The 13,099-nt window shown below is 66.9% G+C and carries 9 protein-coding genes and 1 pseudogene; all 10 read left to right on the top strand.

The window, feature by feature from the left end:
• The first annotated feature begins 79 nt into the window (after positions 1 to 79).
• The gene (locus RS899_RS11230; RefSeq protein WP_315809938.1) at positions 80 to 2,518 is read left to right on the top strand and encodes a glucose/quinate/shikimate family membrane-bound PQQ-dependent dehydrogenase; all 2,439 of its coding nucleotides are present in this window, start codon (positions 80 to 82) and stop codon (positions 2,516 to 2,518) included.
• A gap of 92 nt (positions 2,519 to 2,610) precedes the next feature.
• Entirely contained in the window at positions 2,611 to 3,876 is a 1,266-nt protein-coding gene (locus RS899_RS11225; protein WP_315809937.1) for a carbohydrate porin, read from the top strand.
• A gap of 147 nt (positions 3,877 to 4,023) precedes the next feature.
• Complete coding sequence (locus RS899_RS11220; RefSeq protein ID WP_054910576.1) at positions 4,024 to 4,356, top strand: DUF1508 domain-containing protein; 333 nt, start codon at positions 4,024 to 4,026, stop codon at positions 4,354 to 4,356.
• 346 nt (positions 4,357 to 4,702) lie between these two features.
• A complete protein-coding gene (locus RS899_RS11215; protein ID WP_315809936.1) occupies positions 4,703 to 6,022 on the top strand; it encodes an amino acid permease in 1,320 nt (439 codons plus the stop codon).
• A complete protein-coding gene (locus RS899_RS11210) occupies positions 6,015 to 7,289 on the top strand; it encodes an aspartate aminotransferase family protein (RefSeq protein ID WP_315809935.1) in 1,275 nt (424 codons plus the stop codon). Before RS899_RS11215 ends, RS899_RS11210 begins: the two co-directional genes overlap by 8 nt.
• A 10-nt stretch (positions 7,290 to 7,299) precedes the next feature.
• Positions 7,300 to 8,334, top strand: coding sequence for a phosphotransferase enzyme family protein (locus tag RS899_RS11205; RefSeq protein ID WP_315809934.1), 1,035 nt, complete (start codon positions 7,300 to 7,302; stop codon positions 8,332 to 8,334).
• A 92-nt stretch (positions 8,335 to 8,426) separates the two neighbouring features.
• Complete coding sequence (locus RS899_RS11200; protein WP_315809933.1) at positions 8,427 to 9,374, top strand: helix-turn-helix domain-containing protein; 948 nt, start codon at positions 8,427 to 8,429, stop codon at positions 9,372 to 9,374.
• Between the two features lie 241 nt (positions 9,375 to 9,615).
• Entirely contained in the window at positions 9,616 to 10,956 is a 1,341-nt protein-coding gene (locus tag RS899_RS11195; RefSeq protein WP_315809932.1) for a hypothetical protein, read from the top strand.
• Between the two features lie 18 nt (positions 10,957 to 10,974).
• A pseudogene (locus RS899_RS30820) lies at positions 10,975 to 12,192 on the top strand (chemotaxis protein); the annotation flags it as partial.
• A gap of 150 nt (positions 12,193 to 12,342) precedes the next feature.
• Positions 12,343 to 13,098, top strand: a complete 756-nt coding sequence (locus tag RS899_RS30815) for a methyl-accepting chemotaxis protein (protein ID WP_371319001.1) — start codon at positions 12,343 to 12,345, stop codon at positions 13,096 to 13,098.
• Position 13,099: the final 1 nt, after the last annotated feature.

The raw sequence follows: 13,099 nt of genomic DNA, 5'->3' as shown, positions 1-13,099 counted from the left end.
CCTCTTCGACGATTGTACTATCTAGTTAATTAGCATGCTAAGCGTATAATCGGCGAATCCAACAGCGAGAACCTTCTGTATGAAACCGGTACAGCGCACCTCCCGCGCGAGCATATTCATCCTCCTCGGCCTGGGCCTGATCATCGCCCTCCTCGGCCTCGCCCTGGCCGCCGGTGGCGTCCGTCTGGTCAGCCTTGGCGGCTCCTGGTACTTCCTCGTCGGTGGCCTGGCCATGGCGCTCTCGGGCCTGCTGATCGCGTTGCGCAAGCCGGTCGGCGCCTGGCTGTTTGCCGCCTTCCTGATTGGCACCGCGCTATGGGCCGTGTCCGACACCGGCCTGGTGTTCTGGCCGCTGTTCTCGCGGCTGTTCATGTTCAGCGCCATCGGCGTGGTGGTCGCGCTGGTCTATCCGTTGCTGGCCCGCTCGGCAGGCCGCAACGCTGGTCGTGGTGCCTATGGCATCGCTGCTGTGCTGGCGGTACTGGTGGCCATCGCCGCCGGTAACATGTTCGTCGCCCATCCCAGCGTCGCGCCCACCGGCAAGGGCCCTGGCCTGACGCCGGTGGACCCGGCCCATGCGCAGAAGGATTGGGCGCACTACGGCAACACCGAGGGTGGCAGCCGCTTCGCCGCGCTGGACCAGATCAATCGCGGCAACGTCGACAAGCTGCAGGTGGCCTGGACCTACCACACCGGTGACGTGGCGATCAGCGACGGCAACGGCGCGGAAGACCAGCTCACCCCGCTGCAGGTCGGCGACAAGGTGTTCATCTGCACCCCGCACAACAACCTGATCGCGCTGGACGCGGACACCGGCAAGGAGCTGTGGAAGAACGAGATCAACGCCCAGTCCAAGGTCTGGCAACGCTGCCGTGGCATGGCCTATTTCGATGCCACCAAGGAAATCGCACAGCCGACCCAGCCGAACAGCACGCCGGTCATCGCTGCCAGCGTTCCGGCCGGCGCCAACTGCCAGCGTCGCCTGCTGACCAACACCATCGATGCGCGCCTGATCGCTGTCGACGCCGACACCGGCGAGTTCTGCCAGGGCTTCGGCACTAACGGCCAGGTCGATCTGAAGGCAGGGTTGGGCGACGTACCCGACTCCTACTACCAGCTCTCCTCCGCTCCGCTGATGGCCGGCACCACGGTGGTAGTCGGCGGCCGTGTCGCGGACAACGTCCAGACCGACATGCCCGGCGGCGTGATCCGTGGTTTCGACGTCATCACCGGCGCCATGCGCTGGGCCTTCGACCCGGGCAACCCGCGAGACAAGCAGGCCCCGGCGGACGGCAAGAGCTACGTACGCAGCACGCCCAACAGCTGGGCGCCGATGTCCTACGACCCGGCGATGAACACCGTCTTCCTGCCCATGGGCAGTTCCTCCACTGACATCTATGGCGTGGAGCGGACGAAACTCGACCACACCTACGGCGCTTCGATCCTTGCCGTGGACGCCACCAGCGGCGCCGAAAAGTGGGTCTACCAGACCGTGCACAACGACCTCTGGGACTTCGATCTGCCGATGCAGCCGAGCCTCGTCGATTTCCCCGTGGCTGACGGCAAGACCGTTCCGGCAGTCGTCATCGGCACCAAGGCCGGGCAGATCTACGTACTCGACCGCGCCACCGGCAAGCCGCTGACCGAGGTCAAGGATGTGCCGGTCAAGCCGGGCAACATCCCCGACGAGCCCTACTCGCCGACCCAGCCGAAGTCCGTTGGCATGCCGCAGATCGGCGCACAGACCCTCAGCGAGTCGGACATGTGGGGCGCCACGCCCTATGACCAGTTGCTGTGCCGCATCGACTTCAAGAAGATGCGCTACGACGGCCTCTACACCGCGCCGGGCACCGACCTGTCGCTGAGCTTCCCCGGCTCCCTGGGCGGCATGAACTGGGGCAGCCTGTCCACCGACCCGGTGCACGGCTTCATCTTCGTCAACGATATGCGCCTGGGCCTGTGGATCCAGATGATCCCTTCGGCCAACAAGGGCGCGGCCGCCGGCGGTGGCGAGGCACTGAACACCGGCATGGGCGCCGTGCCGCTCAAGGGAACACCCTACGCGGTGAACAAGAACCGCTTCCTCTCGGTGGCCGGCATCCCGTGCCAGGCGCCGCCGTTCGGCACCCTCACCGCCATCGACCTGAAGACCCGCCAGGTGGCCTGGCAGGTACCGGTGGGCACCGTGGAAGACACCGGCCCGCTGGGTATCCGCATGCACCTGCCGATCCCCATCGGCCTGCCGACCCTTGGCGGCACGCTCTCCACCCAGGGCGGCCTGGTATTCATCGCCGGCACCCAGGACTTCTACCTGCGCGCCTACGACAGCAGCAACGGCAAGGAAATCTGGAAATCCCGCCTGCCTGTCGGCAGCCAGGGCGGCCCGATGACCTACGTGTCGCCGAAGACCGGCAAGCAGTTCGTCGTCATCACCGCCGGCGGTGCGCGCCAGTCCACCGACCGTGGCGACTACGTGATGGCCTACGCGCTGCCCGACACCCCGACAGCCAGCCAGTAACCCTCCCATCGCGCCCGCCTCGTGCGGGCGCCTCCTTCCGGCGCGGCACTCCCACCGCGCCTTTTTTATTCGCTTCAAGCTCAGGAAATTCCATGCGCACTTCCCTTCGCCTCACGCCCGGCCTGCTGCTGTGCGTCGCCTCGCTGCCTACGCTGGCCGCAGAAGGCCTGCTCGAACGATCCACGATGACCGGCGACTGGGGCGGCCTGCGCCACCAGTTGGAAGAAGATGGCGTCAAGTTCACCGGCGACTACAGCGGCGAGACCGCCTACAACGCCCACGGCGGCCTGCACCGTTCCGCGCGCTATTCGCAGAACATCAAGCTGGGCGTGCAGTTCGACCTGTCGAAACTCTACGGCCTGGAGAATGGCGGCAAGGTCCAGCTGACCATCAACGACCGCCGCGGCAACAGCGCCTCGGAGGACCTGGTGGGCAACCGCCTGCCGATCCAGGAAAACTACGGCGGCCTCTACACCCGCCTGACTGAGCTGAGCTACGAGCGCGACCTGGGCCAGGCGGTGAACCTCAAGCTCGGCTACATGGCCATGGGCAATGACGTCGGCGGGCTGGACAGCGGCATCCTCTGCAACTTCATGAACGCCGGCTTCTGCGGCCACCCGCTGAACATGTCCGGCGGCAGCGGCTGGACCAACTACCCCAACGCGCACCTGGGCGCACGGGTGAAGTACAGCTTCGCGCCCGACTGGCAACTGCGCATCGCCGCGTTCAACGTCGACCCGGAAAGCAACGGCAACTCCAGCCGCGCCTGGCACCTCACGCCCAAGCACACCACCGGCACCGTGGTGCCCATCGAACTGGTCTACAAGCCTCAGGGCGAATTGCCCGGTGAGTACAAACTGGGCTGGTACTACGACAGCTCCGACGTGCAGCGCATCGGTAGCAACAAGGAAGAGTCCGGGCGCAGCGGCCACTACCTGCTGGTCGACCAGGCGGTGTGGAACGATCCGGCCTCCGAGGGCCGCAGCCTGCATCTGTTCGGCCAGGCCTCGGCCGCCAGCAGCGCCGCCTCGCCCTTCACCAAGTGGTACGGCGCAGGTGTAGTGCTCTACAAGCCCTTCGAAGGCCGCCCGAAAGACAGTCTCGCGCTGGGTTACGGCCGCGCCGTACCCAACCCGCGCAGCCGCGAAGTGCAGGAGAACAACGCCCTCGCCAACGGCCAGGACTACCCGAACCTGGACAGCGGCGAACAGCTCATCGAGCTGAGCTACGGCTACCAGGCCACGCCCTGGCTGACCCTGCGCCCGGACCTGCAGTACGTCATCGAACCGGGGGCCTTCTCCGGCCAGGACATCGACAACGCCCTGCTGCTCGGCCTGCAGGTGAAAGCCAGCTTCTGAGAAAAGCGATCCTGAGACAAATTGATACAGTAACCCTATGATTCATAGGACTTTTCTTATACAAATAGCACGCCTCTACTCCTAAACTGGCCTGTCACCCTGCGGGAACACCCGCAGGACGTTGACACCGGTTATATGGAGCTACACATGCCCGGTTGGTATGAAATCAAGGAACTCAGCAGCGGCAACCGTCGCGTTCTGCTCAAGAACACTGCCCACGGTACTCTGCTGGAAACTCTGGCCTACCCGACACAGGAGGCAGCCGAGCAGGCCATCAACAGCCTCCGCAGCTCCTGTGCGGCCGTCGAGCGCTACAAGCGCCAGATGTCCCCCGGCGGCAAGAATTTCTTCGTGATCCGCGATAACACCGGTGCAGAACTGCTGACCAGCAAGCTGTACGACTCCGAGGCCGCACGTGACCAGGCGATCGCAACGATCGCCCAGGCCGGCCTCAGCTCGGAGCTGCGTGCACACGCCTGAGTGACGAGTGAATGAAAGAGCCCCGCGCAATGCGGGGCTTTTTTGTGGGTGATCGGTTTTGCGCATAGTCATCCCCCGCTGCGCCGAATCGGCCGGCAACGCCAGCGCCCGCGTCTTTGCGGAATTCTGATATCGCCCCACCCCGCCCCCTTCGTACCTTCTGCCTGCCCGGCGCATCCGACGCCGGGAGCGTGCAACCCACAAAACAACAAGAAGGGCCCGCCCCATGACTCCACGCATTCATCCGTCGGCGCACGCCGATGCCCTCCCTTGCCCGCTGCGCCCCGGCGCTCGCGGCTGACTGCCGTTCACCCTCTCGATCAATTACAGGCAAGGGACAACCACCATGCTCAAACAAGGCGTACTCCGCTGGCCCCAGATCGCCGGGCTCGGCATTTCACTGGTCATTGCCGGGCAGTTCTCCGGCTGGAACTACGGCCTGGCCAGCAGCGGCTGGGCCAACATGCTCGTCGCCACCCTGCTGATGGCCGTACTCTGCGGCGGCCTGGCGCTGTGCGTGTGCGAACTCTCCACTGCTCGGCCCCATGCCGGCGGCGTGTTCGCCTACGCGCAGCTGGCCTTCGGCCCCTTCGTCGGCTACCTGGTCGGCGCGGCGTGCGCGCTGGCGCTGACCATCGGCACGGGCGCGGCTGCCAACTTCCTCGCCGCCTACATGGAGTCGGTATTCGGCTTCGGCGGCTGGCCGGTGCGCATCGGCCTGTTCGCAGTGATCATCGGTATCCACATCATCGGCGTCGGCGAGGCCCTGGGCCTGACCCTGCTGGCCGGCGCCGTGGCCGCCATCGCCCTGCTGGCCTTCGGCGGCGCCATGCTGCCCCACGTGCACTGGGAAAACCTGTTGCCCACGGCTGGCAGCGCACTGCCGGGCGTAAGCATCGCCGGCGTGTTCGCCTGCGTGCCGTTCGCCATCTGGATGTTCATCTGCCTGGAGCAGGTCGCCTCCGCTGCCGAGGAAGCTGCAGACCCCGGCCGCAGCATGCCGCGCGGGATCATCGCCGCTGTCGGTACCCTCCTGCTGACGGCCCTGACCGTGGTGATCAGCGCGCCGGGCGCAGCCGGCGTGGAAGTAGTCGGCAACGCCGGCGATCCGCTGTACGCCGCCATGACCCACGGCGGGCTGTACGGCGAGCGCGACTGGCTGCCGCTGCTGGTCGGTTCCGGCGCCGTGTGCGGCCTGCTGGCGACCTTCTTCTCGGTGGTGTTCTCGGCTTCCCGTCAGTTGTTCGCTCTGTCCCGCGACGGCTTCTTCCCTGCCGCGCTGGCCCGCACCAACCGCCGAGGCGCGCCCTACGTCGCCCTGCTGGTGCTGACCGTGATCGGCCTGCCGCTGACTCTGGTGCCGCCGGAAAAACTCCTGCTGTGCATCGTCCTGCTGCTGGGCAGTTGCCACCTGGTGCTGTTCGCCGCGTACCTGCGCCTGCACCGCAGCCAGCCCGGCCTGGCGCGCCCGTTCCGCCTGCGTGGCGGCCCTGTGATCGCCAGCGTCGGCATGCTGCTGACCCTCGTGGTCATCGCTGCCTGCTTCCAGCTGGAAGTGGCCATGCTCAGCGCCCTGGCGCTGGTGGTCGCCGCACTGATCCTCAACTACCTGCTGCGCGCTGCCACCCGCGCCGGCAAGCCCCTGGAGAATGTCGAGAATGTCTGAACCTACCCTGCTGCAACGCCGCCACCAGGTCATGGGCGATGCCTCGCCGCTGTTCTACGACGAGCCGCTGGAGCTGGTGAAAGGCGAAGGCGTCTGGCTCATCGACGCCAACGGCAAGCGCTACCTGGACTGCTACAACAACGTACCCTGCGTCGGCCATTGCCACCCGAAAGTGGTCGCGGCCATGGCGGAACAGGCGGCGACGCTGAACATTCATACCCGCTACCTCAACGAGCGTGTGGTGCGCTACGCCGAGAACCTCACCGCGACCTTCGCCGAGCCACTGGACAGCCTGATGTTCACCTGCACCGGCAGCGAGGCCAACGAGCTGGCCCTGCGCATGGCGCGCTTCGTCACCGGCAACAAGGGCGTGATCGTCAGCGACTACAACTACCACGGCAACACCACCTCGCTGGCGGCAGTGACCACGGCACTGCCCAGCTCCGAGCCGTTCTCGGCCCATGCGCGGGCGGTGCCGATTCCCTGCCTGTATCAGGCAGACGGTACGCCCGAGCAAGTCGCCGATCGTTACGTGGCCAAGGTCGCCGAAGCCATCGCCGAGCTACAGGCCGCCGGCGTCGGCCTGGCCGCCATGCTGATCGACACGCTGTTCGCCAACGAAGGCATCCCGCGCCTGCCGGCCGGCTACCTGGAGCGTGTGGCCAAGCTGGTGCGCGATGCAGGCGGCCTGCTGATCGCCGACGAGGTGCAATCGGGCTTCGCCCGTACCGGCGAGCACCTGTGGGGCCATCAGGCGCACCCGTTCGTGCCGGACATCGTCACCCTCGGCAAACCCATGGGCAACGGTTTCCCCCTGGCCGGGCTGGTGACCTCGCGCGAGCGCGTCGAGACCTTCGGCCGCGCCAACCTGTACTTCAACACCTTCGGCGGCTCGCCAGTGGCCGCCGCCGTCGGCCAGGCCGTACTCGACGTGATCGCCGAGGAAGACCTGCAAGGCAACGCCCTGCGTCAGGGCGCGAAGCTCAGCGCCGAACTGCATCGCCTGGCCGAGCGCCGTTCGATCATCGGCGACGTGCGCGGCAAGGGCCTGTTCTTCGCCGTGGAACTGGTGCGCGACCGCACCAGCCGCGAGCCGGCCGGGCTCGAAGCGCGACGTATCGTCAACGCCATGCGCCAGCGCGGCGTGCTGATCAGCAAGATCGGTGGCGCCGACAACATCCTCAAGATCCGCCCGCCTCTGCCCTTCCAGGCCGAACACGGCGAGCTGTTCATCGACACCCTGGACCAGGTCCTGAGCGAACTCTGAGGAAAACTGCATGAACGACTTCCCGAAGGCCGATTTCGCAGCGCTCGACCACGACCAGCAAGTCGCCTGCCTGCGCGACCTGGCGCTGGATGCCCTGCGCCACTGGGACGGCGACTTCGTCGGCCTGGAACTGCTCAAGTACCGCGAGAACGCCGTGTTCTGCGCCACCCGCAGCGACGGCACGCGCAGCGCCCTGCGCGTGCACCGCGGCGGCTACCACAGCGAAGCGGCGCTGCGCTCCGAGCTGACCTGGATGGAGCAACTGGCCGCCGGCGGCATTGGCGTGCCGACCATCATCCGCACCCGCGACGGCGAGCACCTGGCCGAAGTGCGCAGCGCCGCGCTCGACGAGCCGCGCTACGTCGACATGCTTGGCTGGCTGTCCGGCAGCACATTGGGTTCGGCGGAACAGGGCCTGAGCGCCGACGGTGACATCGAGGCGCTGTTCCACAAGGCCGGCGCCGTGGCGGCGCGCATCCACCTGAATTCGGCCCAGTGGCGCCAGCCCAACGAGTTCACCCGGCACGCCTGGGACGAAGAGGGATTGGTCGGCGCCAATCCGTTCTGGGGCCGCTTCTGGGAACTGGACCTGCTCGCCGACGATGAGCGCGAACTGCTCCAGCGCGCCCGCCAGGAGGCGCGCATGGATTTGCGCCGCTACGGCCGCAGCCTGGGCAATTTCGGCATGATCCACGCTGACCTGGTGCCGGAGAACCTGCTGCTGGAGGCGGGCGAGTTGCAACTGATCGACTTCGACGACGCCGGCTTCGGCTGGCACATGTTCGAACTGGCCACGGCGCTGTACTTCTGCCAGGACGACCCGCGCCTGGCGCAGATCGAAGCCGCGCTGCTCGCCGGCTATCACTCGGTCAAGCCGCTCTCCGCCGCGGACCGCGCCGCCCTGCCGCTGTTCCTCGCTCTGCGTGGCACGACGTACCTGGGCTGGGTGCACACCCGACGCAACAGCCAGACCGCGAAGGAGCTGGCGCCGATGCTGATCGAGCGCGCCTGCGCCCTGGCCCGCGCCTACCTGGCGAGCCGCTGAATCTGGCAGAGCGCCACAAGCCCCTGGCGTGCAGGCACAATCCTGCACGCCAGCGCTGACCGATACTCGGCGCACAACCGAGGTGAACCGTCATGACCGGCATAGCCCGCCACCAGGCAACCGACTCCGATGAACTGGCCTGCGCCCTCGCGGGCTGGAGCCAGGACTACACCCAGCTCGGCCACGGCCGCCTGCAGGCGGAGCTGCTGCATGTGCAGTTGCCGGACGCCTCGCTGATCTACGAACACTCCAACCTGCACCTGCACGAAAACATGGCGCCGCCGGCCGGCCACCTGGTGATCGGCATTCCACTGCGCGCCAGCGACGACTCGCGCTTCAACGGCCAGGCGCTGCACGACGACACCCTGCTGGTGCTCGAAGGCGGCCGCGAGCTGGAAATCTGCGCCGCCGGGGAAATCCACATGCTCGGCCTGACCTTCAGCCAGCCGCAACTGGAACGCCTGCTCGGCGCCGAGGAGCGCGAACTGTTCGAGCGCGCGCTGGAGCAACGCCGCCTGCACCTCTCACCCAGTGGCGCCGGCAACCTGCGGCGCAGCCTGTGCGGCGCCATCGCCTCCTTCGAAGAGGAGCCCTGGCGTACCGCCGACCCCCAGCAGGCCGGCCACGCCGTTGCCCGCGTGCTGAGCCATGTCCTGCAGGCGCTGGAGGAAATCCTCCCCGGCAGCACCCGCGATGGCGCGCCGCGCTCGCTGCAGCAGCATCGCCGGCTGGTACTCGCGGCCATCGACCGCATGCAGGCGGACCTCGCCCAACCACTGTCGCTGCTGGAACTGAGCCAGAGCCTGAACACCAGCCAACGCACCCTGCAGTACTGCTTCCGGCAGATCTGCCAGAGCACGCCGCAGCAGTTCTTCCTCAGCCTGCGCCTGGCCGAGGCGCGCCGCAGGCTCAAGCAGGAACCGCAGCAGAGCATCACCCACCTGGCGCTGGACCTGGGCTTTGCCAGTTCCAGTCATTTTTCGACCTTGTACAAGCGGTTGTATGCGGAGCAGCCGTCACTGATCTCGCGCTCGCGCTAAATCCTGCCCCTGTAGGAGCGAGCTTGCTCGCGAACCCGCCTGACGCTGGCGCCGTCGGATGGCTCGTTCGCGAGCAAGGACTGGGCGTCCCCCTCGGTCCTACTGAAAAGCGTGGCGTCCGATCTGGCAACCACACCCAATCACTTGGCAGACACACGCAACGGCACAACGCCAGCCCTTACTTAGCATCGGTAGAAGTCTCATCCCCCCAATCGACAATAACGAAACGGATGCCTTCGCCATGACCCACGCCGCCGTGCTGCGCCCCACCCTGCTCGCCCTGCTCATCGCCGGCGCCAGCAGCTCCGCCAGCGCCTACCAGCTGTACGCCACCGACGACACGCACCTGAACGCCGATCTTTCAGCGACCTTCGGGCTGTTCCACAGCCAGGAGCGCTACAACATGACCGACACGCTGGATGAGGGCTCGTCCTCCTGGCAGGAAGGCTTCATCAAGTACGGCCTGAGCGGCGACCAGAAACTCGGCGACGCAGGCACCGCCTACGGCGCGTTCAACCTGCTCAGCTCCGCCACCTGGGGCGACGGCGATGCCGCTGGCTTCAGCGACGGTTCCGAGCGCACCACCAAGATCGAAGATGCCTACGCCGGCTGGCGTTCGGGCAAGCTCTTCGAGGTGCTGGGCGAGGATGGCATCGACCTGTCCTTCGGCCGCCAGAACATCGTGGTCGGTGACGGCTTCCTGATCGACGGCGACGCCCTGAACATGGGCAAGGGCCTGGCCGATGGCGAATACAACCGTGGCGGCGCCTATTACCTCGCCGGCCGCCGTGACTTCGACGAAACCGCCGTGCTGCGCATCGGCGGCAAGGAAGGCTGGCGCGGCGACCTGATGCGCCTGAAATCCGACAACCGCGCGCAGGCCAATTCCGAGCTGTACGTCGCCACCCTGGAGCACGTCGCCCCGGAAGCCACCTTCGGCCTGACCTACATCGACGTCACCGACGTCGACGAACGCTACGCCTCGCCGATCCAGCTCGACCGCAAGGACATGAAGACCTACAGCCTGCGCGCCACCGGCAATGCCGGCGTGGAAAACCTGTTCCTCTCCGGCGAATACGCCTGGCAGGACAAGGACAAGGCCCAGTACAGCGACGACCGCGAGAACGCCTGGTACCTCGAAGCCGGCTGGACCTTCTCCGACGTCGCCTGGAAGCCCTACGTCAGCTACCGCTTCAGCCGCTTCTCGGAAGGCTACGACCCGCTGTTCTACGGCTTCAGCCGTGGTTTCGGCACCTGGTTCCAGGGCGAGGTGGCGGGCAACTATTCCGGCCCGTTCAACAGCAACACCCGCGTCAACAACATCGGCGCCAAGGTCAGCCCGCTGGAGAACGTGAATATCGGCCTGCAATGGTTCGACTTCCACACCCTCGACACCGACCTGGGCAATACCGATGCCCGCGAGCTGGACCTGTATGCGGAATGGGCCGTCAACGACCACCTGATGATCATCCCGCTGGTGGGGCTGTACCAGCCGAAGAAAAGCGCCGACGAAGGCGGCACCCAGATCGGCAATGACAACAGCAACCTGTACAGCCAGCTGATGTTCTCCACCACCTTCTGACCCGAAAGCGAGCCCGCCATGCCCAGCCTCCTGACTTCTATCCAGGGTCGCATCACCTGGCTGGCGGGCCTCTGCCTGCTGCTGGTCTCCAGCGTTCTGATCGGCCTCTCGCTGTACCAGGCGCGGCAGGACAGCCGCACCATCGAGCGCGACAGCGGCGAACTCTTCGCCGCCGCCGCGCAGCACAACCTGGAAACCCAGGGCCAGGTGCAGGCGCTGCTGATCCGCGAGCGCCTGCAGAACAACCTGTTGCTGGGCGAGGGTCTGCTGCGCACCGTGCAGACCCTGCGTGCACAGCAGCGCCAGGGCGTCCTCGACCCTGCCGCACTGCGTACCGCACTCAACCAGTCGATGGCCGAAACCCTCGGCGCGCACCCGGAGCTACTCGGCCTGTTCCTGGTGTTCCAGCCCGATGCGCTGGACGCCGCCGACCACCAGTTCACCGCCCGTGAAGACCTGGGCAGCAACGAAACCGGCCGCTTCGCCCTCTACCTGCTGCAGAACGGCAAGGAAACCCAGCGAGTGATCGGCACCGAGCAAGTCCTCGGCGACACCACGCCCGGCCCCAGCGGCCAGCCCTATAACGCCTTCTTCACCTGCTCCACCGGGCACGCCCGCCCCTGTGTGCTCGACCCGTATTTCGACGAAGCCTCCGGCCAGCGCCGGCTGGTCACCAGCGTCACCCTGCCCTTGCTGGAAAACGGCAAGGCGATTGCCGCCATCGGCTTCGACATCGACCTCGCCACTCTTCAGCAAAGCAGCGTGGAGGGCAGCCGCAGCCTGTTCGACGGCCAGGGTCGCATCCGCATTCTCAGTCCCAACGGGCTGGTCGCCAGCGACAGCGGCGATGCGTCGAAGCTGGGGCAGAAGTTCGACGACAAGGCCGTGCTCGCCGAGATTGCCGCCGGGCGCTCGCAGTCCAGCGACGACGGCGACTCCATCAACGTGCTGCACAGCCTCGCCCCGGTGCCGGATGCTGCCCCGTGGGGAATCCTGCTCAGCGTGCCGCGCGCGGTGATGCTCGCCCCGGCGGAACGTCTCAAGGGCACGCTGGACGACCTGCGCTGGCGCAGTACTGCACTGGAGTTCGGCATCGGTGTCACCGCCGGCCTGCTCGGCATGCTGCTGGTGGCGCTCACCGCGCTGGGCATCAGCCGGCCGATCCTGCGCCTGGCGCGCATGCTCGAAGACATCGCCGATGGCGAAGGCGACCTCACCCGCCGCCTCGACTACCCGCGCCGTGACGAACTGGGCCGCCTCGCCACCGCCTTCAACCGCTTCCTCGACAAGCTGCAACCGAGCATCGCCGCCGTGCAGTCAGCCACCCGCGAAGCCCATGCCAGCGCCGACCGCTCCGCGCAGATCGCCCGGCAGACCAGCGACGGCATGCAGCAGCAGTTCCGCGAGATCGACCAGGTCGCCACCGCGCTGCACGAGATGTCCGCCACCGCGCAGGATTCCGCCCGCAGCGCCGCTCGCGCCGCCGAAGCCGCGCGCACGGCGGAACAAGCCTGCGATGACGGCTTCCGCACCCTCGACGCGACCAACAGCGGCATCGACCTGCTGGCCAGCGGCATGCACCAGGCCATGGCTGAGCTGCAACAATTGGCGGCCAGCAACGAGCAGATCGGTTCGATCCTGGAAGTCATCTGCGGCATCGCCGCGCAGACCAATCTCCTCGCCCTCAACGCCGCCATCGAAGCGGCGCGCGCAGGCGATGCCGGGCGCGGCTTCGCGGTGGTCGCGGATGAAGTGCGTGGGCTGGCCCGGCGCACCCAGGAATCGGTGGAGGAAATCCGCGAGGTGATCGAGAACCTGCAGGCGCGCGGCCACTCGGTCACCAGCGCGATGCAGGGCAGTTTCGCCCAGGCCCAGGGCAACGTCGATCAGGCGCGCCAGGCCATCGACGCGCTGCGGCGCATCGGCGAGGCAGTGAACCTGATCAGCGAGATGAACCTGCAGATCGCCAGCGCAGCAGAAGAACAGAGCAGCGTCGCCGAGGAGATCAACCGCAACATCGCCGGTATCCGCGACGTCACCCAGACCATTTCCGACCACGCACAGCAGGCCGCCGGCGCCAGCCGTTCACTGAACGAACTGGCCAGCCGGCAGCAGGGATTGGTGGAGCAGTTCCGCGCCTGAC

Origin of the sequence: Pseudomonas sp. C9-3 (genome assembly GCF_032392015.1) — a bacterium.
In the GTDB taxonomy this organism is placed as follows: domain Bacteria; phylum Pseudomonadota; class Gammaproteobacteria; order Pseudomonadales; family Pseudomonadaceae; genus Pseudomonas; species Pseudomonas nitroreducens.
Note: the sequence above shows the minus strand (reverse complement) of the source record. Positions and strands in the feature narration are given on the sequence as shown.